The organism is Mycobacterium lentiflavum, assembly GCF_022374895.2.
GTDB classification, from domain to species: Bacteria; Actinomycetota; Actinomycetes; order Mycobacteriales; family Mycobacteriaceae; genus Mycobacterium; species Mycobacterium lentiflavum.
Genome location: NZ_CP092423.2, coordinates 2,254,777 through 2,276,249 on the forward strand (window position 1 = coordinate 2,254,777; position 21,473 = coordinate 2,276,249).

Consider the following 21,473-nt stretch of genomic DNA (forward strand, 5'->3'; position numbering starts at 1 on the left):
GATCTCATCACAAGGGTCGCAGCGTCGCAGCGCGCCGCGAGCGCGCGGAACCCTGTTGGCTACACGGGCAGCGGTCCCGATGGTGGGCCGGCAGGCGGTCCGGGCTGGTAGCCGGGCTGCTGCGCCGGCACCACCTGACCACCCGAAAGCTTGCGGTAGGCATACGTCAGGATCAGCGCCACCAGCGGGGCGGCCACCACGAGGCCGACACCGCACAACAGCGCGCCGACGATCACTGTGGCCATGGTGACCAACCACACCAGCAGGGCGTTGAGGAAATTCGAGCCGACCAACGAGAAGCCCGAGGCGAACCCCTTGAAGGCGTTCTCCGAGCGATCGACCACGAAAAGAATGACGAACTGGGTGAAGATCCCCACGATGATGCCGGGGACGAAGCAGGCGGCATAGCCGACCGAGGTGACGATGCTGACCAGGATCGCTGCGAGAAACGCCATGCCGAGGTTGCGCGGCTTGAAGAAGGACCCGATACTCACCTGCCGGCCGTCCGCGATGTCCAGGCATCCGGAGAAGAACGCGGCCTGGGCATACGCGGTCACGATCAGGGAGACGAGGTAGCCGAGCCCGACGACGGCCATTCCGGTGGGACTGAGATTCGCCGAGAAGGCGAAGTCGTAGTCGGAGGAGTCGTACGGGGTCACATTCGAACTCATGTTCTGGCCCACAAAGTTCAGCGCGGACGACGCGGCGAACAGCAGACCGAAGACCAGGGTGGGCACGATCAGTGCGACGGCGTTCTTGGTGAAGGTGTTCCAGGCCCAGCTGAAGGCCTCACCGACGCTGAATTGCGGCTTGGGCGGCCCGCCGTAACCCGGGGGCGGTCCGTAGCCGGGAGGGGGCGCGCCATAACCGGGCGGTGGGCCGTAGCCCGGGGGCGGGGTCGAGCCATAACCGGGCGGTGGGCCGTAGCCCGGGGGCGGCGCGCCGTAACCCGGCGGTGGCGGCGTGCCATAACCGGGCGGTGGCGGCGTGCCATAACCCGGCGGTGGCGCGCTTCCGGGAGGTGGGCCGTAGCCCGGAGGATTCTGGCTGCCGCCGAAAGGTTCGGCCGAATCACCTGGATGTTCGGGGGGCTGGCTCATGTCGCCGTCCTAACGTGCACGCGCGGAACTCGGATTGGACTTCGGCTGCCTAGGCGAGCTGTTGTCCGGGTGGGGGCCCGGCGGGCGGTCCCGCCGGGTACCCGGGCTGCTCCAGCGCAACGACCTGACCGCCGGAAAGCTTGCGGTAGGTGTACACCTGGATCAGCGCGGCAATCGGGATGGCCGCGATCATGCCCACCCCGCATAGCAGTTCGCCGACCAGCACCACCGCGTACTGCACCAGCCACGACAGCAGCGCAGGGACGAGGTTGGCTCGCGTCGTCGCGATGCTGGCCTTGATGGATTCCACCGGTGACAGCGATCGGTCGACGACGAACGGGATGGCGAACAAGGTGACGAACGCGAAGATGATGCCGGGGATGATGCACAGGATCGAGCCGATCACGGTGCCGAACGCGATCAGCAACGCGACGACGAACACCGCGCCGAGGTTGCGTGGCTTGAAGAACGTGCCGATCGTCACCGGCTTGCCGTCCGCGATGTCCAGGCAGCCGGTCGTCACCCCCGCGTGCATGTAGATCGCGGCGATGAAGAGCAGCACGTAGCCGACGACCATGACCGCGATCGACGCCGGGCCATACGCGATGTCGACGCCGCTGGTGGTCTCGCCGTAGCTGTCGGTGTAGGTGGTGCTGGTGCTCTCACCGAACACCATCGGCAGCAGCGCAGCGATCAGGGCGAACACCGTGATCACCGCGACGTAGATCAAGACCGGAACGACCAGCGCGGCGATGTTCTGCTGGAACTTGCCCCACGACCACTTGAACGCCTGGGTGACGTCGAACTGCGCGGACGCCGGGTCCCCGTATGCGCCGAAGCCGGGCGGCGGCGGGTAGCCCGCCGGCGGCGCCCCGTATCCGGGGGGCGGGGGAGGCGGCGCTGCGTAGCCCGGGGGCGGGGGAGGCGGCGCGCTGCCGGGAGGCGGGCTATAGCCGCCGGGCGGCTGGCCGTAGCCCGGGGGCGGTGCGCTGCTGGGAGGCGGGGCGCCATAGCTCGGCGCGGCGTGTCGGGGCGGCGGCGCGTAGCCCGCGGGGTTCTGGTCGCCGGCGAAGGGTTCGGCCGGGTCGCCTGGCTGTTCAGGGGGCTGGCTCATTTGCCGTCCTAATTTGCTGTTGGAAAAGCTTGCTGGGCACGCGCGCGGAACTAGGCAACCCGGAACTTAGCAAATATGCGGCGGGGGAGCGAGGATTGGGCCGGGCTTGCTTCGGAGCCTGCTTCGAGCCTGTGGCGGGGTCAGTTTGGCATCCCACCGCCAATGCGCGTACCTGTCCCAGCTGCGTGGTATGCCTGAAGCCGTGTCCGACGGTCTGTTCGACCTCCCCGGCGAATCGCAGGCGGCCCACGACGCCCTGAGCGTGCCGGCCGGCGCGCCGCTGGCGGTGCGGATGCGCCCGGCGTCGCTCGACGAAGTCGTCGGGCAGGACCACTTGCTGGCGCCCGGCTCGCCGCTGCGCCGGCTGGTCGAGGGCTCGGGGGTGGCGTCGGCCATCTTGTACGGCCCGCCGGGCAGCGGCAAGACGACGTTGGCCGCGCTGGTCTCGCACGCGACCGGCCGCCGATTCGAGGCGCTGTCAGCCTTGTCGGCGGGCGTCAAGGACGTCCGGGCGGTCATCGACAGCGCACGCAAGGCCCTCCTTTCCGGCGAGCAGACGGTGCTGTTCATCGACGAGGTGCACCGGTTCTCGAAAACCCAGCAGGACGCCTTGCTGTCCGCGGTGGAGAACCGGGTGGTGTTGCTGGTGGCGGCGACGACCGAGAACCCGTCGTTCTCGGTCGTGGCGCCGCTGCTGTCGCGATCGCTGATCCTGCAGCTGCGCCCGCTGACGGCCGACGACATCCGGACCGTCGTGCAGCGCGCCATCGACGATCCGCGGGGCCTGGGCGGCCGGATCGGCGTGCAGCCCGAGGCCGTCGAGCTGCTGGTGCAATTGGCCGCCGGCGACGCCCGCCGCGCGCTGACCGCGCTGGAGGTCGCCGCGGAGACGGTTGAGGCGGGCGGCGAGCTGACGGTCGCGGCCGTCGAGCAGTCACTGGACAAAGCCGCCGTGCGGTACGACCGCGACGGCGATCAGCACTACGACGTCATCAGCGCGTTCATCAAATCGGTGCGCGGCTCCGACGTCGACGCGGCGCTGCATTATCTGGCCCGCATGCTCGTCGCGGGAGAGGACCCGCGGTTCATCGGGCGCCGGCTGATGATCCTGGCCAGCGAGGACATCGGGATGGCCGACCCCACGGCGCTTCAGATCGCGGTGGCCGCCGCGCAGACCGTGGCGCTGATCGGCATGCCCGAGGCGCAACTGACGTTGGCGCACGCCACTATTCACCTGGCCACCGCGCCGAAGTCGAACGCGGTGACCACCGCGCTAAGCGCGGCAATGAACGACATCAAGGCCGGCAAGGCGGGTCTGGTGCCGGCGCAGCTGCGCGACGGCCACTACTCGGGAGCGGCCGCACTGGGCAACGCGCAGGGCTACAAATACGCTCACGATCACCCGGATGGCGTTGTCGCGCAACAATATCCGCCGGACGAGTTGGTGGGCGTGGATTACTATCGGCCCACCGAGCGTGGCGCGGAGCGCCAGATCGGCACGCGGCTGGATCGCTTGCGGGCGATCATCCGTAAACAACGCGGAGAGTGAGGGGGCACCGATGAGGACCTTCACCGACGAAGAGATGCGCCAGCTACTGCCCAGCGCGAGGGCGTACACGGTCGTCATCCTCAAGCGGGGGCCGCGATTCGACGACCCCACCGCACCCGCACTCATCTGGGAGCACGGCCGACGCAACTTCGGGTTGCGCGACGACGGTGCGCTCGCAGTGGTCCTGCCGGTCACCGACGGGTCCGACGTCTGCGGCATCGGGGTGTTCGCGACGACCGTCGAGGGCGCCACGGCGCTGATGAACGACGACCCCGGGGTGGCCGCCGGGGTGTTCACTTACGAGGCACATCCCTGCCGCGGCTTCCCCGGGGATGCGCTGCCCTAGTCGCCGCCCGGTCAGACCAGCTCGGGAACCCGCAGGCGCGCGATCGCCAGCTCGAACTCGGCGACGTCGACGATCTCGGCGCCCAGGTCGCGGGCCCGCCTGCTGCGCAGTTCGCTGGCCGCCTCGCTGTTGCGGGCCATGGCCTCCTGGCTGTCGAACGTCGAGCACGACACCGCTCGCCGCCCGGCCGGGTGGTCGATCATCAGGCTGGCGCTGCAGAACCCTTCGAGGCTCTCCATCTCCGGAACCACTGCCATCCGGTAGAAGTCCAGGGATCGCTCGAGCTGATCGGGCACCACCTTTAGCCAGGTGGCGCGCACAAACGCACCCTCGGGTGACCGGTGCCGGCGCTGCAGCGACGCGATGTGCCACTCCTCGACGCTGGCGCAACCGTCGAACATCAACGCCACGTGGTCGCGGATGATCGCTACCCGCTCGGAGCTGGCGCGCATCGCGGCGATCGTGTCCCAGGCACTGGTGGCGATGCAGCGGCCGGAGTGCCGGTCGACCAACAGCGACAGCCCGATATAACCGTCGAGTTCTTCCATTTCATGCATGACGACGTCGCGAACATGCGCAATTCCGATGTCGACCGACAAGGGTTGACCGTCGATCGTGAATGACCGTGCGTACACGATGGATCCCTAACTACTCGGGGCAGCACCGCCGGTGGCGCCACCGGTCCCACCGAATACCTTCCTCCTACCGATTACCTGCTGGCAATGGGTTTCCGGCGTGTCCGCTCGGGGTGGCCGCGGTCACCAAGGATCGGCTGGTCCGAAGCAGGTCCGGTGGCCGCGCCGTACCCTTGAACGGATGCAGACGGATGTGCTCGAGGTGGACACCGCCAGTCGTCGCATCGTGGATCTGACCGACGCGGTGCGCAGGTTTTGCTTCTCCTACGGCGACGGCTTGTGCAACGTTTTCGTCCCGCACGCAACGGCCGGGGTCGCGATCATCGAGACCGGCGCCGGTTCCGACGACGACCTGGTCGAGACGCTGGAGCGGCTGTTGCCGCGCGATGACCGCTACCGACACGCGCACGGCTCGGCTGGGCACGGCGCTGACCACGTGTTGCCGGCGATCGTCGCGCCGTCGGTGACGCTGCCGGTCGCGGCCGGCGAGCCGCAGCTGGGCACCTGGCAAAGCGTCGTTTTGGTCGACCTCAACCGGGACAACCCGCGGCGCTCGGTGCGGTTGAGCTTTTTGGAGGGTTAGCTGCCGGGTTAGGGGCCGCGCCGGGACCGGTACTGTGAGCGGTCGAAACGCGTCGTCGGACAGCCCTATAGGAAGAAGCGGAAAGAGTGCAGACACACGAGATCAGGAAGAGGTTTCTTGATCACTTCGTGAAGGCGGGTCACACCGAGGTGCCGAGCGCATCGGTGATCCTCGACGACCCTAACCTACTGTTCGTCAACGCCGGCATGGTTCAGTTCGTGCCGTTCTTCTTGGGCGCGCGCACGCCGCCGTACGCGAAGGCCACCAGCATCCAGAAGTGCATCCGCACGCCGGATATCGACGAGGTGGGCATCACCACGCGGCACAACACCTTCTTCCAGATGGCCGGCAACTTCTCGTTCGGCGATTACTTCAAACGCGACGCCATCGAGCTGGCCTGGTCCTTGCTGACCGATTCCGTCGCCGATGGCGGCTACGGCCTGGACCCCGAAAAAATATGGACGACGGTCTTTTTCGACGACGACGAGGCCGTGCGGCTGTGGCAGGAGATCGCCGGGCTGCCGGCCGAGCGGATCCAGCGCCGGGGCATGGCGGACAACTATTGGTCGATGGGCATCCCCGGACCGTGTGGGCCCTCGTCGGAGATCTACTACGACCGTGGCCCGGAATTCGGCGTCGAAGGCGGCCCGATCGCCAACGAGGACCGCTACATCGAGATCTGGAATCTCGTGTTCATGCAGAACGAGCGCGGCGAAGGAACCAGCAAGGAAGACTTCGAGATCCTTGGGCCGTTGCCGCGCAAGAACATTGACACCGGCATGGGTGTGGAGCGGGTCGCGTTCATCCTGCAGGGCGTGCACAACGTGTACGAAACCGACCTGCTGCGACCGGTTATCGACAAAGTGGCCCTGGTCGCCGCGCGCCCGTACGACATCGGCAACCACGACGACGACGTGCGCTACCGGGTGATCGCCGACCACAGCCGCACCGCCGCGATCCTGATCGGCGACGGCGTGAGCCCGGGCAACGACGGCCGAGGTTACGTGCTGCGCCGGCTGTTGCGCCGGGTGATCCGCTCGGCCAAGCTGCTGGGCATCGACGGCCCGATCGTCGGCGAGCTGATGACCACGGTGCGCGACGCGATGGGCCCGTCCTATCCCGAACTCGTCGCCGACTTCGACCGGATCAAGCGCATCGCCGTCGCCGAGGAAACCGCGTTCAACCGCACGCTGGCATCGGGCTCGAAGTTGTTCGACGACGTGGCCGGCGCCACCAAAGCTGCTGGGGCCAAAGTGGTTTCCGGCGCGGACGCCTTCACCCTGCACGACACCTACGGCTTCCCGATCGAGCTCACGCTGGAGATGGCGTCGGAGGCCGGCCTGCAGGTCGACGAAATCGGCTTCCGGGAGCTGATGGCCGAGCAGCGCCGGCGTGCCAAGGCCGATGCCGCCGCACGCAAGCACGCGCACGCCGACCTGACCGCATACCGCGAGCTGGTCGACGCCGGCCCCACCGAGTTCACCGGCTTCGACGAGTTGAGCTCGCAGGCAAGGATTTTGGGTATCTTCGTCGACGGCAAGCGGGTGCCGGTGGTCGCACACGGCTTGCAGGGCGCCGAGGCTGCCGATCGAGTCGAACTGATCCTGGACCGCACGCCGCTGTACGCGGAATCCGGTGGCCAGATCGCCGACGAGGGGACCATCAGTGGAACGGGAGCAGGCGAGAGCGCCCGGGCGGCGGTCACCGATGTACAAAAGATCGGCAAAACCCTTTGGGTGCATCGGGTTAACGTCGAGTCCGGTGAGTTCGTCGAGGGCGACACCGTGATCGCAGCGGTGGATCCCGGCTGGCGCAAGGGCGCTACCCAAGGCCACTCGGGCACCCACATGGTGCACGCCGCACTGCGACAAGTGTTGGGCCCCAACGCCGTTCAGGCCGGATCGTTGAACCGTCCGGGCTACCTGCGCTTCGACTTCAATTGGCAGGGCGCACTATCCGACGAACAGCGCAGCCAGATCGAAGAAGTGACCAACGAGGCCGTCCAGGCCGACTTCGAGGTGCACACCTTCAACGAATCTCTGGAGAAGGCCAAGGCGATGGGCGCGATGGCGCTGTTCGGTGAGGCCTACCCCGACGAAGTGCGGGTGGTGGAGATCGGCGGCCCGTTCTCGCTGGAGCTGTGCGGCGGAACCCACGTGCACAACTCGGCGCAGATCGGCCCGGTGACAATCCTCGGCGAATCGTCGATCGGCTCGGGGGTGCGCCGGGTGGAGGCCTACGTCGGGCTGGAGTCATTTCGGCACCTGGCCAAGGAGCGGGCCCTGATGGCGGGGCTGGCGTCGTCGCTGAAGGTGCCGTCCGACGAAGTGCCCGCCCGGGTGGCCAACCTGGTCGAGCGGCTCAAGGCCGCCGAGAAGGAACTCGAACGTGCCCGGCTGGCCGGCGCAAAGGCCGCGGCGGTCAATGCCGCGGCCGGAGCGGAGCGGATCGGTAACGTCCGTGTGGTGGCGCAGCGGATGGCGGGTGGGATGACGGCGGCCGATCTGCGATCCCTCGTCGGCGACATCAAGGGCAAGCTGGGCAGCGATCCGGCGGTGGTCGCGCTGATCGCTTCGTCGTCCGGGGAGCAGGGCTCCACGGTGCCATATGCCGTCGCCGCCAATCCGGCCGCCCAAGATCTCGGGCTCCGCGCCAACGACCTGGTCAAACAGCTCGCCATGGCCGTCGACGGCCGCGGCGGCGGCAAGCCCGACCTGGCGCAGGGTTCCGGCAAGAATCCGAGCGGCATTGACGCGGCGCTGGACGCAGTCCGCTCCGAGATCGCCGTGATAGCGCAGGTCGGTTGAGTGGAATTGGCAGAGCATCGCTTGCCCGACCGGCCCGGCGACCCTAACCAGGACAGTCCGGGCCGGGGCCGCCGACCTGGGAGAAGCCTCGGCGTCGACGTGGGCAGTGTGCGCATTGGCGTGGCCGTCAGCGATCCCGACGGCATCCTCGCCACCCCGGTGGAAACGGTGCGCCGCGACCGTTCCGGCAGGCACGTCCGGCGGCTGGCCGAGCTCGTCGGCGAGCTGGAAGCCGTCGAGGTCGTCGTCGGGTTGCCCAGGACGCTGGCCGATCGCACCGGCCCGTCGGCGATCGACGCGATCGAGGTGGCCGAGGCGCTGGCTGAAGTTTTGGCGCGGGGACCCGCGCCGGTGCCGGTGCGGCTGGCCGACGAGCGACTGACCACCGTCAGCGCGCAGCGTTCTCTGCGTGCGGCGGGGGTGCGGGCCAGGGAGCAGCGGGCGGTGATCGACCAGGCGGCGGCCGTCGCGATCCTGCAGAGCTGGCTCGATCAGCGCCGGGCAATGCAGGCCCGGTCCGCGGCTGGGGATGTCATCGATGGTGGATAGCGCGCGGGACGAACGGGCCGAGCCGACCGCGGTCGGTCCACCCCGGCACCGAGCCAGCCGGATGGCCCGGATCAAGGCCGAACGCGGGCGCCGGCGGCGCCGTCTCGCCGGCCGCATCATCGTGGGCGTGCTCGTCGTGATCGTGGTGGCCGCGGTGTTCGTCGGCTCCAAGATGTGGCACACGGTGTTCGGCGCCGGCGACGACTACAGCGGAGACGGCAAGCGCGACATCGTGATTCAGATACAGGCCGGCGACTCGACGACGATGGTCGGCGAGACGCTGCACAACCAGGGAGTGATCAAGACCGTCCGGGCTTTCATCAACGCCGCGCACGGCAACGCCGCGATCACCTCGATCCAGCCGGGCTTCTACCGGATGCGCACCGAAATCCCGGCCGATTCGGCCGTCACGCGGCTGACCGACCCCGGCAACCGGGTGGGCAAGCTCGTCATTCCGGAAGGGCGTCAGCTTGACGACACCACCGACATGAAGACCAACAAGGGCAACCCGGGAATCCTGACGCTGATCTCCCGCGCCACCTGCGTGGACCTCGACGGCAACAAGCACTGCGTCTCGGTGGAGGACCTGCGTGCGGCGGCGGGCAACACCCCGCCCAACGTGTTGTCGGTGCCGGTCTGGGCGATTCAGCCGGTCACCGAGCTGGGCACCGACCACCGCCGCCTGGAGGGGCTGATCGCGCCGGGAACCTTTAACGTTGATCCGTCGGCTTCGCCACAGAACATACTGGCCAACCTGATCAGCGCGGGGGCCGCGACGTACATGCAGTCCGGGCTGGTGGACAGCGCGCAGGCCATGAAGCTGTCGCCCTACGACATCCTTGTGGTGGCCTCGCTGGTGCAGCAGGAATCCAACTCGCAGGACTTCGCGAAGGTGGCGCAGGTCATCTACAACCGCCTGAACGCCCACCACACGCTGGAGTTCGACTCGACGGTGAACTATCCGCTGGACCGCCGCGAGGTCGCCACCAGCGATGCCGACCGGGCGCAGAAGACGCCGTGGAACACCTACGTCTCACCGGGTCTGCCCGCCACGGCGATCTGCTCGCCCGGCATCGACGCGCTGCATGCCGCCGAGCATCCCGAGCCGGGTGACTGGTTGTACTTCGTCACGATCGATGCCCAGGGGACCACACTGTTCACCAAGGACTACAAGCAGCATTTGGCCAACATCGAGCTGGCTAAGCACAACGGTGTCCTCGACAGCACGCCCCGCTGACGCGGGCCCGCGAAAGGCGGCCGTGCTCGGCTCGCCGATCGCCCATTCCAAATCCCCGCAACTGCATCTGGCCGCCTATCACGCACTGGGCCTGAACGGCTGGACCTACGAACGCATCGAGTGCAGCGCCGAGGAGTTGCCGGGCGTCGTCGGCGGGTTAGGGCCGGAGTGGGTCGGCGTGTCGGTGACCGCGCCGGACAAATTCGCCGCGCTGGAGTTCGCCGACGAGCGCACCGAACGCGCCGAGCAGGTGGGATCGGCCAACACCCTGGTGCGCACACCGCACGGCTGGCGGGCCGACAACACCGACATCGACGGCGTCGCGGGGGCGATCGCGTCGATAGGGGGAGCCTCGGGACGGGCACTGGTCTGTGGATCGGGTGGCACCGCGCCGGCGGCCGTCGTGGGCTTGGCGCAGCTCGGCGTCAGCGGCATCACCGTCGTGGCGCGCAACCCAGAGAAGGCGGCCCGGTTGGTGGACCTGGGAACTCGGATCGGCGTGCCGACCCGGTTCTGCGGGTTGGGTGCCTCCGACGATCGGGCGCTGACCGCCGAGGTCGCGACCGCGGAGGTGCTGGTCAGCACAATTCCGGCCGAGGTGGCGTCGCGGTATGCCGGCGCTTTCGCGCCGATCCCGGTGCTGCTGGACGCCGTCTACGACCCGTGGCCCACCCCGCTGGCCGTGGGGGTGGCCGGCGCGGGCGGGCGGGTGATCAACGGCCTGCAGATGCTGCTGCACCAGGCCTTCGCGCAGGTAGAGCAGTTCACCGGGCTGCCCGCCCCCCGCGAAGCGATGACTTGCGCGTTGGCCGCCCTGGACTAGCGTTTCGCGGGTGCGGGCAACAGCGGGGGCGGTAGTGGTGGTCTGGCTGCTCGTGCTGAGCTGCTACGACGTGCGGCAACGCCGACTGCCCAACCTGCTGACGCTGCCCGGCGCCGGCGTGATCCTGGTGGCCGCATGCTGGGGTGGACGCGGCGCGTTCGCGCTGGCCGGAGCCGCGGCACTGGCGACGCTGTATCTGCTGGTGCACCTGATCTCGCCGGCCGGGATGGGAGCCGGCGACGTGAAGCTGGCGATCGGCGTGGGCGGGCTGGCCGGCTGTTTCGGCGCCGCGGCGTGGTTTCTGGCGGCGCTGGCGGCACCGCTGCTGACCGCGCTGCTGGGGGTGGCGTGGCGCGGCGGCGCCTCGGTGCCGCACGGTCCGTCGATGTGCCTGGCGACCGCGGGCGCGGCGGGATTGGCTCTGCTCGGCTGAGCCCACGGTGCGGCCCCGACGTCACGAGTGTGCGTCCAGGGCGGCAACAGCGCGCAAATCTCGCCCTCAGCGCACACGCGAAGCCCAGGATGCACGCCGCACCTTGGCAAGTCCGCGCCTGACCCCATGGGAGAATGGGACCCGTGTTGCGTTGGATCACCGCCGGGGAGTCCCATGGCCGCGCGCTGGTAGCCGTGGTCGAAGGCATGGTTGCGGGTGTGGAGGTCACCTCCACCGAAATCGGCGACCAGCTGGCCCGGCGCCGGCTCGGCTACGGCCGGGGCGCCCGGATGCAGTTCGAGCGTGACGCGGTGACCGTGCTGGCCGGGGTGCGCCACGGCGTGACCCTGGGCGGGCCGATCGCCATCGAGATCGGCAACACCGAGTGGCCGAAGTGGGAAACCGTGATGGCCGCCGACCCGGTCGACCCGGCCGAGCTGGCCGATATCGCGCGCAACGCGCCGCTCACCCGGCCGCGGCCCGGGCACGCGGACTACGCCGGCATGCTCAAGTACGGCTTCGACGACGCCCGCCCGGTGCTGGAGCGCGCCAGCGCGCGCGAGACCGCCGCCCGCGTCGCGGCGGGAACCGTCGCCCGGTCGTTTCTGCGCCAGGCGCTGGGCGTCGAGGTGCTCTCGCACGTGATCGCGATCGGCCCGTCGCAGCCCTACGACGGGCCGCCGCCCGGACCCGGCGACCTGGCGGCGATCGACGCCAGCCCGGTGCGCGCCTTCGACAAGGCCGCCGAGCAGGCGATGATCGCCGAGATCGAGGCCGCCAAGAAGGACGGCGACACCCTCGGCGGGGTGGTGGAAGTCGTGGCGCTCGGCCTGCCGGTCGGCCTGGGCTCGTTCACCAGCGGCGACAACCGTCTGGACAGCCAGCTGGCCGCCGCCGTGATGGGCATTCAGGCGATTAAGGGTGTGGAGATCGGCGACGGCTTTGCGACCGCGCGCCGCCGCGGCAGCCAGGCCCACGACGAGATGTATCCGGGGCCCGACGGCGTGATCCGCTCGACCAACCGGGCCGGCGGCCTGGAGGGCGGCATGACCAACGGCCAGGCGCTGCGGGTGCGGGCCGCGATGAAGCCGATCTCGACGGTGCCGCGGGCGCTGGCCACCGTCGACATGGCCACCGGTGACGAGGCCGTCGCCATCCACCAGCGCTCCGACGTGTGCGCGGTGCCGGCCGCCGGCGTCGTCGTCGAGACCATGGTGGCGCTGGTGCTGGCCCGGGCCGCGCTGGAGAAGTTCGGCGGCGATTCGCTGACCGAAACCCGGCGCAACATCGAGGCCTACCAGCGCGCGGTCGCCGAGCACGAGACGCCGGCCGCGCGCGCCGAGGCGTCCGGGTAGGCGTGCCGTGACCCCAAGGGCGGTACTCGTCGGATTGCCGGGCTCGGGCAAGTCGACCATCGGGCGCCGGCTGTCCAAGGCGATGGGCGTCGGCTACGTCGACACCGACGTACTGATCGAGCAGCAGACCGGCCGCACCATCGCCGACATCTTCGCCACCGACGGGGAACAGGAATTCCGCCGCATCGAGGAAGACGTGGTGCGTGCGGCGCTGGCCACCCACGACGGCGTCGTGTCACTCGGCGGCGGTGCGGTCACCACGGCGGGGGTGTGCGACGCGCTCGCCGGCCACACCGTCATCTACCTGGAGATCGGCGCCCGCGAAGGCGTGCGGCGCACCGGCGGCACCTCCGCGCGACCCCTGCTGGCCGGCGGAAACCGGGCCGAGAAATACCGCGCCTTGATGGCGCAACGAATTCCGCTGTACCGGCGCGTCGCGACCATCCGGGTCGACACCAACCGCCGCAACCCCGGGGCGGTGGTGCGCTACATCATGTCCCGGCTGCCCCTGCAAACCACCGAACAGCCGGCCACGCCCGGCGCCGCGGATTCCAGCAAGGCAACCACATGACACAACCCACCCCACCGGTCACCGTGCAGGTGGCCGTCGACCCGCCGTACCCGGTGGTGATCGGCACCGGATTGCTCACCGAGCTGGGCGAATTGCTCGGCAACCGGCACCGGGTCGCGATCCTGCACCAGCCGGTGTTGGCGCAGACCGCCGAGGCGATCCGCGGCTACCTGGCCGACATGGGCGTCGACGCGCACCGTATCGAAATCCCGGACGCCGAGGCCGGAAAAGAATTGCCGGTCGTCGGCTTCATCTGGGAAGTGTTGGGCCGCATCGGAATTGATCGCAAGGACGCGCTGGTCAGTCTCGGCGGCGGCGCGGCCACCGATGTCGCGGGTTTCGCGGCGGCCACCTGGCTGCGCGGCGTTTCGATCGTGCACGTGCCGACCACGCTGCTGGGCATGGTCGACGCGGCGGTGGGCGGCAAGACCGGCATCAACACCGAGGCGGGCAAGAACCTGGTCGGCGCCTTTCATCAGCCGCTGGCCGTCCTGGTCGACCTGGCCACCCTGGAAACGTTGCCGCACAACGAAATAGCCGCCGGAATGGCCGAAGTCGTGAAGGCCGGGTTCATCGCCGACCCGGTGATCCTCGACCTGATCGAGGCCGACCCGCAGGCGGCGCTGGACCCGAAGGGTGACGTGCTGCCGGAGCTGATCCGTCGCGCGATCGCCGTCAAGGCCGAGGTGGTCGCCGCCGACGAAAAGGAATCCGAGCTGCGCGAGATCCTGAACTACGGCCACACTTTGGCACACGCGATCGAGCGCCGGGAGCGCTACCAGTGGCGGCACGGCGCCGCGGTTTCGGTGGGCTTGGTGTTCGCTGCCGAACTCGCCCGGCTCACCGGCCGGCTCGACGACGACACCGCCGCGCGCCATCGCGCCATCCTGACCTCGCTGGGGCTGCCGGTCAGCTACGACCCCGACGCACTGCCCCAACTGCTGGAATACATGGCCGGAGACAAGAAGTCGCGCGCCGGTGTGCTGCGGTTCGTGGTCCTCGACGGGCTGGCGAAGCCGGGCCGGTTGGTCGGACCGGACCCGGGTCTGCTGGTGACCGCCTACGCGGGAGTGTGTGCGCCGTGACCAGCACAGTCAACGTCATCAACGGCCCCAACCTGGGCCGGCTGGGCCGCCGCGAACCCGAGGTCTACGGCGACACCACGCACGATCAGCTGGCCACGCTCGTCGAACGCGAGGCCGCCGCGCTCGGTCTCAAAGCCGTTGTGCGGCAAAGCGATAGCGAAGCCGAATTGCTGGACTGGATACACGCGGCCGCCGATGCGGGGGAGCCGGTGATTCTCAATGCCGGCGGCCTGACCCACACCTCGGTGGCGTTGCGTGATGCCTGCGCCGAACTGCGGGCGCCGCTGATCGAGGTGCACATCTCCAATGTGCATGCGCGCGAAGAGTTTCGGCGTCACTCATATCTGAGCCCGGTGGCGACCGGAGTGATCGTCGGGCTGGGCGTCGAAGGCTACCTGCTGGCGCTGCGCTACCTGGCGAAAGGCTAGCGGCTAGTCCTTCTTCCCCCACTGCGAACTCGGCCATTCGGATTCCGGGCTCGCATGCTTCGGGTCGGACTCGGTGCGGATCACCTCGGTTTTGGTGTCGTCCGCGCGGGTCGGGATCACCTCGGTTTTGGCGTCATCCGTACGGATCGTCTCGGTGGGCGCCTCCCGCTCGGCGGTGGCCACCGCCGACGTCTGGGCCTGGGCTCCGGGGTGCGGCACGGGGACCTCGCCGGTCGGCGCCTCGTCGGCGCTGGCGGCGGTGAACACGTCGGTGTCAGCCCGTTCCTCGTCCGCTCCGGCGCCGCGGTCGGCCGGGGGATTGCGGTCGATCCGCCAGCGGCCGACGGCCACGCCGATGATGCCGGGCAAGAAGACGCACAGCGCGGTGAACGCCGCGAACGTCGTCACCTCGTTGATCAAGCCCCCGGTGTAGAGGCCCTTGTAGAACAGCGCGATGAGCCAGGAGACGGCCCCGCTCACGATCCCGGCGAACAGGCCCGCCAGTAGCCAGGTCATCGCCAGATCCGCACGGCGATCCGGATCCGCGTGGGCTTTCGCGTCGGCCCGGCCGTCCATCACCCCCCACACGCCCACGGCGATGACGAACAGCAGCAGCAGTACGACACTGACCAGTGCGGCCTGCGTCTGCCACACGTTGATGATCGCCCCCTGGAACAACCGGACGACGACCATCAGCCCAGCGAACGCCAATCCACGCACCATCCAGTTACTCATGGCCAACCAGCGTAGCGAGTACCGTCGTGAGTCGTGACACATTCCCAGCGTCGAGACAATCTAAAACGCCAGATCGAGGCCAGTGGGCTGGACGCGATGCTGGTCACGGACCTGATCAACGTGCGTTATCTGTCAGGTTTCTCCGGATCCAACGGCGCGTTGCTGGTCTTCGCCGATGATCGCGACGCCATTTTGGCCACCGATGGCCGTTATCGCACCCAGGCCGCCGCGCAGGCGCCCGACCTCGAGGTCGCCATCGAGCGGGCCGTCGGGCGCCATCTGGCGGGGCAGGCGGCCGAGGCGGGCGTGTCCAAGCTGGGGTTCGAAAGCAATGTGGTCACGGTGGACGGCTTCGACGCCCTGACCAAAGAGGTCGGCGAGCACGGCGGCGCGACCGAGCTGGTGCGGGCCGCCGGAATGGTCGAGGCGCTGCGCGAGATCAAGGACGCGGGCGAAGTGGCGCTGCTGCGGCTGGCCTGCGAGGCCGCCGACGCCGCACTGAAAGACCTGGTGGCGCGCGGCGGCTTGCGCCCCGGCCGCACCGAGCGTGAGGTGAGCCGCGAGCTCGAGGCCCTGATGCTCGATCACGGCGCCGACGCCGTCTCGTTCGAGACGATCGTGGCCGCCGGACCGAATTCGGCGATCCCGCACCACCGGCCGACCGACGCGGTTCTCGCCGACGGCGATTTCGTCAAGATCGACTTCGGCGCGCTGGTCGCGGGCTATCACTCCGACATGACCCGCACCTTCGTGCTGGGCAAGGCCGCTGACTGGCAGCTGGAGCTCTATGCGCTGGTCGCCGAGTCACAGCGGGCCGGTCGTGAGGCGCTGCGGCCGGGCGCCGATCTGCGTGAGGTGGACGGCGCCGCGCGCCAGGTGATCGTCGACGCCGGGTACGGCGAACAGTTCAGCCACGGATTGGGTCACGGGGTGGGCCTGGAGATCCACGAAGCACCGGGAATCGGCGCGACGTCGTCGGGGACGTTGCTGGCCGGTTCGGTGGTGACGGTGGAGCCCGGCGTCTACCTGCCGGGCCGGGGCGGCGTCCGCATCGAGGACACCTTGGTCGTCGCCGCAGCCGGGTCACCGACCAGCGGTCAGACCGCGGAGCTGCTGACCCGGTACCCCAAAGAGTTGGCCATTCTGGCGTAGCCGGCGGCTGCGCTCGAACTCGGGCGGCTGCGTAGGATTTGGGAAATGGCCTACCTCGCCCTCAGCGCCGTCTACGTGGTCGCCGCATGCACCGCTCTGGCCGGATTCTGGCTCACCGCCGTGTTGTTCGTCGGCCACGACTACGACGCGACCGGGGTCGTCATGACGGCCGTTCGCAGGGTGGCCGGGCGGGGCCCGATTCTGATCGCGGCCGGTGTTGCGCTGGGTTTGCTGGGCAACCTTGCCGCGAACCATCTGCCGCCGGCGCCAGCCTCCGACCTGGTCGCGCCGTCCCGCCCGTCGGACCCGTGCGACCTCAACGACGGCCTTTTCGGCCTGTGCGGTGCCGGGCAGCTGGGTTAGCCGCGCGGTTAGGGGCGGACCGCGGCGCGGGTAAGCTGCATCCGGTGCTGTTCTGCGCGCACCGTTTGCGGCGGAACCCCGCTGCCGGGCACCTGCCCGGGCTTGGAAAGACCCTGAAAATGGCCATCCTGTAGGAGATAGAGCGACCGTGGCATCGACTGCCGACTTCAAGAACGGACTGGTGCTGGTGATCGACGGCCAGCTGTGGCAGATCATCGAGTTTCAGCACGTCAAGCCGGGCAAAGGCCCGGCCTTCGTCCGCACCAAGCTGAAGAACGTGCTCTCGGGCAAGGTCGTCGACAAGACCTACAACGCCGGCGTGAAGGTGGACACCGCCACGGTCGACCGCCGCGACGCCACCTACCTGTACCGCGACGGCTCGGACTTCGTGTTCATGGACAGCCAGGACTACGAACAGCACCCGCTGCCGGAATCGCTGGTGGGCGACGCCGCCCGGTTCCTATTGGAGGGCCTGCCGGTGCAGGTGGCCTTCCACAACGGCGCACCGCTGTACCTTGAGCTGCCGGTGTCGGTCGAACTCGTCGTCACCCACACCGAACCGGGCCTGCAGGGCGACCGGTCCAGCGCCGGCACCAAGCCCGCGACCGTGGAGACCGGTGCGGAACTCCAGGTGCCGTTGTTCATCAACACCGGCGACAAGCTGAAGGTGGATTCGCGCGACGGCAGCTACCTGGGTCGGGTCAACGCCTGACCATGCCGGACGCGAAATCGCCGAGGCCCAGCAAAGGACGCCACCATGCGCGTAAGCGCGCGGTGGACTTGCTGTTCGAAGCCGAGGCTCGTGGCCTGAGCCCGGTCGAGGCGGCCGACGTGCGGGTCGCGCTGGCGGAATCCAACCCCGACGTCAAGGCACTGCACCCGTACACCGTCGCGGTGGCGCACGGCGTCGGCGACCAGTTCGCCCACATCGACGACCTGATCAGCACCCACCTGCAGGGCTGGACCCTGGACCGGCTGCCCGCGGTCGACCGCGCGATCCTGCGAGTCGCGGTGTGGGAGCTGCTCTACGCCGAGGACGTGCCGGAACCGGTCGCGGTCGACGAGGCCGTGCAGCTGGCCAAGGAGTTGTCCACCGACGACTCACCGGGCTTCGTCAACGGCGTCCTGGGCCAGGTCATGCTGGTGACGCCGCAGATCCGGGCCGCCGCGAAGGCCCTGCGAGGAGCCGCCGCAGCGGCTGCGGCCACCACACCGGAGACCCCCGACCCACCGTCATGACCCGCCTGGAATTCCGCGTCTTCGTCGCCGCCTTGCTGGCTGCGACCGTGGTGCTGGGTGCGGTGATCTGTGCAGCGTATGGGTGGACCATCGTCGCCTCGGTGCTCGCGATCTACGCGCTGGGCGTGGGTGCCTGGCTGCATCACTCGATCGAGCGCCTGATCGTCGCCCGCCGCATCAGCACGGTGCGGACGGCGGCCAAGCCGCTGCAGCCGTTGTTGCCGGTGATGGCCGCGATCATGGGGCTCACTCAGGCGGTGGTGCGCTCGCTCAGCGACGTCGGCGACCTGCCGGCGCGACGGTGGGAGTTGCCTCGCCGGCGAGTCGTGGACAGCGACGAGACCGACCGCTGACGCGACACCGGCGATCCTGAGCGAAAAGATCGCGCACGCAGGCCAGACCGGATAACAATGAGGACGAGCGCTGATTCGTACGAGTCGTTTAGGTCGGTGTCGGGAAATATTCACTGCGGTAGCCGAGTATCGGACACCATCACAGAACAGGTGACGACATGAATCCCTACAGTGCCTACACGCGACGGCTGCGGGTCTCCGCGCTGGCGGCAGTGGCCAATCCGTCGTATACCCGCATCGACACCTGGAACCTGCTCGACGACGCATGCCGTCACCTCGCCGAGGTCGACCTGGCCGGGCTGGACAAGACGCACGAAGTGGCGAAGGTCCGGCGGCTGCTGGACCGCCTCGGCGCCTACGAGCGGTACTGGTTGTATCCCGGGGCCGGCAACCTGGCGACCTACCGCGCTCACCTCGACGGCCTGTCCACGGTGCGGCTGGCCGAGGAGGTGTCGCTGGCGGTGCGCCTGCTCAGCGAATACGGCGACCGCACAGCACTTTTCGACACGTCCGCCCCGCTGGCCGACCAGGAGTTGGTGGCCCAGGCCAAGCAGCAGCAGTTCTACACCGTACTGCTCGCCGACGACTCGCCGAATACCGGACCCGACTGCCTGGCCGAAGCCCTGCGGGCACTGCGCTGCCCGTCCGACGACGTGCAGTTCGAGCTGCTGGTGGTGCCCAGCGTCGAGGACGCCATCACCGCCGTCGCGTTGAACGGCGAGATTCAGGCCGCGATCATCCGCCACGACGTGGCGTTGCGGTCCCGTGACCGAGTGCCGTTGATGAACACCCTGCTGGGCGCCACCGACGACGCGGTCGGACGCGACAGCGGCAGCGACTGCATCGAATGCGGCGACTGGATCCGTGAATTGCGGCCGCACATCGACCTTTATCTGCTCACCGACGAGTCGATCGCGGCGGGCAATGACGAGGAAAACGACGTCTACGACCGGACGTTCTACCGGCTCAACGACGTCACCGATCTGCACAGCACGGTGCTAGCCGGTCTCCGAAATCGTTTCGCCACACCGTTTTTCGACGCCTTGCGAGCGTACGCGGATTCGCCGGTCGGGCAATTCCATGCGCTGCCCGTCGCGCGCGGCGCCAGCATCTTCAACTCCCGTTCACTGCAGGATATGGGGGAGTTCTACGGCCGCAACATCTTCATGGCCGAGACCTCGACCACATCGGGCGGCCTGGACTCGCTGCTGGACCCGCACGGCAACATCAAGAAGGCGATGGACAAGGCCGCGCGCACCTGGCACTCCAACCAGACGTACTTCGTCACCAACGGGACGTCGACGGCCAACAAGATCGTCGTGCAGTCACTGACCCGGCCGGGCGACATCGTGCTGATCGACCGCAACTGCCACAAGTCGCACCACTACGGTCTGGTGCTGGCCGGCGCCTACCCGCTGTACCTGGACGCATATCCGTTGCCGCAGTTCGCAATCTACGGGGCGGTCTCGCTGCAGACCATCAAGAAGGCATTGCTGGACCTGGAGGCGGCGGGTCAGCTGGACAAGGTGCGCATGCTGTTGCTGACCAACTGCATCTTCGACGGCGTCGTGTACAACCCGCTGCGGGTGATGGAGGAAGTGCTGGCGATCAAGCCGGACATCTGCTTCCTGTGGGACGAGGCGTGGTACGCGTTCGCGACGGCCGTTCCATGGGCCCGGCAGCGCACCGCGATGGTGGCCGCGGACCGCTTGGAGCAGATGCTGGCGTCGCCGGAATACGCTGCGGAATACCGTGATTGGACCGCTTCGATGGAGGGGATCCCCCGGTCGGAGTGGGTCAACCACCGGCTGCTGCCCGACCCCGGCAAGGCGCGGGTGCGGGTATACGCGACGCACTCCACCCACAAGTCGCTGTCGGCGTTCCGGCAGGCGTCGATGATTCACGTGCGCGACCGCGATTTCAATTCGCGTGCCCGCGACGCGTTCGGTGAGGCGTTCTTGACGCACACCTCGACGTCGCCGAACCAGCAACTGCTGGCCTCCTTGGACCTGGCGCGCCGGCAGGTCGACATCGAGGGGTTCCAGTTGGTTCGGCAGACCTACGACATGGCACTGGTGTTTCGGCACCGCGTCCGCAAGGACCGGTTGATCAGCAAGTGGTTCCGCATCCTCGACGAAGCCGACCTGGTGCCCGAGGAGTTCCGGGCGTCGGCGGTCAGTTCGTATCGCGAAGTCCGGCAGGGCGCGTTGGCCGAGTGGAACGAAGCCTGGCGGTCGGATCAGTTCGTGCTGGACCCGACGCGCGTCACCCTGTTCCTCGGCAACACCGGGATGAACGGGTACGACTTCCGCGAGAAGATCCTGATGGACCGGTTCGGGATCCAGATCAACAAGACGTCGATCAACAGCGTGCTGCTGATCTTCACGATCGGCGTCACCTGGTCGAGCGTGCACCACCTGCTCGACGTGCTGCGCCGGGTCGCCACCGACCTCGATCGGGAGCGGGAGTTGGCCAGTGTGGCCGACTGGACGCTGCACCAGCGCCGCGTCGAGGAGATCACCGAGGATCTGCCGCACCTACCCGACTTCAGCGAATTCGACATCGCGTTCCGCCCGGTGGACGCTTGCGCGTTCGGTGATATGCGCGCGGCGTTCTACGCCGGCTACGAGGAGTCCGACCGCGAGTACGTGCAGATCGGCAGCGCCGGTCGCCGGATCGCCGAGGGCCGCAAGCTGGTATCCACCACGTTCGTGGTGCCCTACCCGCCCGGTTTCCCCGTGCTGGTCCCGGGGCAGGTCGTCTCGAAGGAGATCCTGTATTTCCTGGCGCAGCTCGACGTGAAGGAAATCCACGGCTACAACCCGGATCTCGGATTGTCGGTGTTCACCGTGGAGGCGCTGGACCGCCTGGAGGCCCAGCGCAGCGCGGCGACCGCCGCGGTAGGCACCGCGTACCCGTCGTTCGAACTGCCCCCGGATGCGTCCGTCCTGAACGGCGGGCGCAACGGCGACCGCGTCAAGCAGACCGAGGACGTCTGACGTTCGTTGCGGCTTAC

General features: G+C 68.6%; 22 protein-coding genes. 18 read left to right on the forward strand and 4 right to left on the reverse strand.

The genetic code is table 11. The features are described 5' to 3' along the window. Positions 1–59: 59 nt before the first annotated feature. Positions 60–1,100: a hypothetical protein gene (locus MJO58_RS10845; protein ID WP_239722822.1), complete on the reverse strand. Its 1,041-nt coding sequence runs from the start codon at positions 1,098–1,100 to the stop codon at positions 60–62. A gap of 49 nt (positions 1,101–1,149) precedes the next feature. Next, a complete protein-coding gene (locus MJO58_RS10850) occupies positions 1,150–2,214 on the reverse strand; it encodes a DUF2189 domain-containing protein (RefSeq protein WP_239722824.1) in 1,065 nt (354 codons plus the stop codon). Between the two features lie 190 nt (positions 2,215–2,404). On the opposite strand from MJO58_RS10850, the gene MJO58_RS10855 reads away from it, so the two are divergent. Together MJO58_RS10855 and MJO58_RS10860 are read left to right on the forward strand one after the other, a co-directional pair. Further along, positions 2,405–3,763, forward strand: coding sequence for a replication-associated recombination protein A (locus MJO58_RS10855; protein WP_090601505.1), 1,359 nt, complete (start codon positions 2,405–2,407; stop codon positions 3,761–3,763). A gap of 10 nt (positions 3,764–3,773) precedes the next feature. Further along, on the forward strand, positions 3,774–4,109 hold the full coding sequence (locus MJO58_RS10860; protein WP_090601506.1) for a hypothetical protein: 336 nt from the start codon (positions 3,774–3,776) through the stop codon (positions 4,107–4,109). 11 nt (positions 4,110–4,120) lie between these two features. Here MJO58_RS10860 and MJO58_RS10865 read toward each other — a convergent pair whose 3' ends face one another. Next, positions 4,121–4,744 (reverse strand): hypothetical protein, encoded by a 624-nt coding sequence (locus tag MJO58_RS10865; RefSeq protein ID WP_239722825.1) that lies wholly within the window; start codon positions 4,742–4,744, stop codon positions 4,121–4,123. A gap of 193 nt (positions 4,745–4,937) precedes the next feature. Here MJO58_RS10865 and MJO58_RS10870 point away from each other — a divergent pair, with 193 nt between their 5' ends. The 10 genes from MJO58_RS10870 to aroQ all read left to right on the forward strand — a co-directional run bounded on the left by MJO58_RS10870 (position 4,938) and on the right by aroQ (position 14,615). After that, positions 4,938–5,327: a secondary thiamine-phosphate synthase enzyme YjbQ gene (locus MJO58_RS10870; RefSeq protein WP_175364622.1), complete on the forward strand. Its 390-nt coding sequence runs from the start codon at positions 4,938–4,940 to the stop codon at positions 5,325–5,327. An 86-nt stretch (positions 5,328–5,413) separates the two neighbouring features. Then, entirely contained in the window at positions 5,414–8,134 is a 2,721-nt protein-coding gene (gene alaS / locus MJO58_RS10875; protein ID WP_239722827.1) for an alanine--tRNA ligase, read from the forward strand. Then, positions 8,135–8,683: a Holliday junction resolvase RuvX gene (gene ruvX, locus MJO58_RS10880; RefSeq protein WP_239722828.1), complete on the forward strand. Its 549-nt coding sequence runs from the start codon at positions 8,135–8,137 to the stop codon at positions 8,681–8,683. Then, complete coding sequence (locus MJO58_RS10885; protein WP_090601511.1) at positions 8,673–9,920, forward strand: endolytic transglycosylase MltG; 1,248 nt, start codon at positions 8,673–8,675, stop codon at positions 9,918–9,920. The genes ruvX and MJO58_RS10885 overlap by 11 nt, the downstream gene beginning before the upstream one ends. Then, the gene (locus tag MJO58_RS10890) at positions 9,895–10,743 is read left to right on the forward strand and encodes a shikimate dehydrogenase (RefSeq protein WP_239722829.1); all 849 of its coding nucleotides are present in this window, start codon (positions 9,895–9,897) and stop codon (positions 10,741–10,743) included. Before MJO58_RS10885 ends, MJO58_RS10890 begins: the two co-directional genes overlap by 26 nt. 10 nt (positions 10,744–10,753) lie before the next feature. Next, on the forward strand, positions 10,754–11,176 hold the full coding sequence (locus MJO58_RS10895; protein WP_090601513.1) for an A24 family peptidase: 423 nt from the start codon (positions 10,754–10,756) through the stop codon (positions 11,174–11,176). A 143-nt stretch (positions 11,177–11,319) separates the two neighbouring features. Then, complete coding sequence (aroC, locus tag MJO58_RS10900; protein ID WP_090608787.1) at positions 11,320–12,531, forward strand: chorismate synthase; 1,212 nt, start codon at positions 11,320–11,322, stop codon at positions 12,529–12,531. Positions 12,532–12,538: 7 nt separating this feature from the next. Next, complete coding sequence (locus tag MJO58_RS10905) at positions 12,539–13,102, forward strand: shikimate kinase (RefSeq protein ID WP_090601514.1); 564 nt, start codon at positions 12,539–12,541, stop codon at positions 13,100–13,102. Further along, a complete protein-coding gene (gene aroB / locus MJO58_RS10910; protein ID WP_239722830.1) occupies positions 13,099–14,187 on the forward strand; it encodes a 3-dehydroquinate synthase in 1,089 nt (362 codons plus the stop codon). Before MJO58_RS10905 ends, aroB begins: the two co-directional genes overlap by 4 nt. Next, positions 14,184–14,615 (forward strand): type II 3-dehydroquinate dehydratase, encoded by a 432-nt coding sequence (gene aroQ, locus MJO58_RS10915; protein WP_090608789.1) that lies wholly within the window; start codon positions 14,184–14,186, stop codon positions 14,613–14,615. The genes aroB and aroQ overlap by 4 nt, the downstream gene beginning before the upstream one ends. 3 nt (positions 14,616–14,618) lie before the next feature. Here the strand turns inward: aroQ and MJO58_RS10920 are convergent, their stop codons facing one another. Continuing rightward, on the reverse strand, positions 14,619–15,350 hold the full coding sequence (locus tag MJO58_RS10920) for a B-4DMT family transporter (protein WP_239722831.1): 732 nt from the start codon (positions 15,348–15,350) through the stop codon (positions 14,619–14,621). 33 nt (positions 15,351–15,383) lie between these two features. Here MJO58_RS10920 and MJO58_RS10925 point away from each other — a divergent pair, with 33 nt between their 5' ends. The 6 genes from MJO58_RS10925 (at position 15,384) to MJO58_RS10950 (ending at position 21,456) form a co-directional block, all read left to right on the forward strand. Further along, on the forward strand, positions 15,384–16,502 hold the full coding sequence (locus MJO58_RS10925) for a M24 family metallopeptidase (RefSeq protein WP_239722832.1): 1,119 nt from the start codon (positions 15,384–15,386) through the stop codon (positions 16,500–16,502). Between the two features lie 45 nt (positions 16,503–16,547). Beyond that, positions 16,548–16,865, forward strand: a complete 318-nt coding sequence (locus MJO58_RS10930; protein ID WP_090601518.1) for a hypothetical protein — start codon at positions 16,548–16,550, stop codon at positions 16,863–16,865. Positions 16,866–17,013: 148 nt separating this feature from the next. Next, on the forward strand, positions 17,014–17,577 hold the full coding sequence (gene efp, locus MJO58_RS10935; protein WP_036468528.1) for an elongation factor P: 564 nt from the start codon (positions 17,014–17,016) through the stop codon (positions 17,575–17,577). 2 nt (positions 17,578–17,579) lie between these two features. Continuing rightward, complete coding sequence (gene nusB, locus MJO58_RS10940) at positions 17,580–18,104, forward strand: transcription antitermination factor NusB (protein ID WP_239722833.1); 525 nt, start codon at positions 17,580–17,582, stop codon at positions 18,102–18,104. Then, a complete protein-coding gene (locus MJO58_RS10945; protein WP_090601520.1) occupies positions 18,101–18,457 on the forward strand; it encodes an antitermination protein NusB in 357 nt (118 codons plus the stop codon). The genes nusB and MJO58_RS10945 overlap by 4 nt, the downstream gene beginning before the upstream one ends. Before the next feature lie 158 nt (positions 18,458–18,615). Then, positions 18,616–21,456, forward strand: coding sequence for an aminotransferase class I/II-fold pyridoxal phosphate-dependent enzyme (locus tag MJO58_RS10950; protein WP_090601521.1), 2,841 nt, complete (start codon positions 18,616–18,618; stop codon positions 21,454–21,456). Positions 21,457–21,473: the final 17 nt, after the last annotated feature.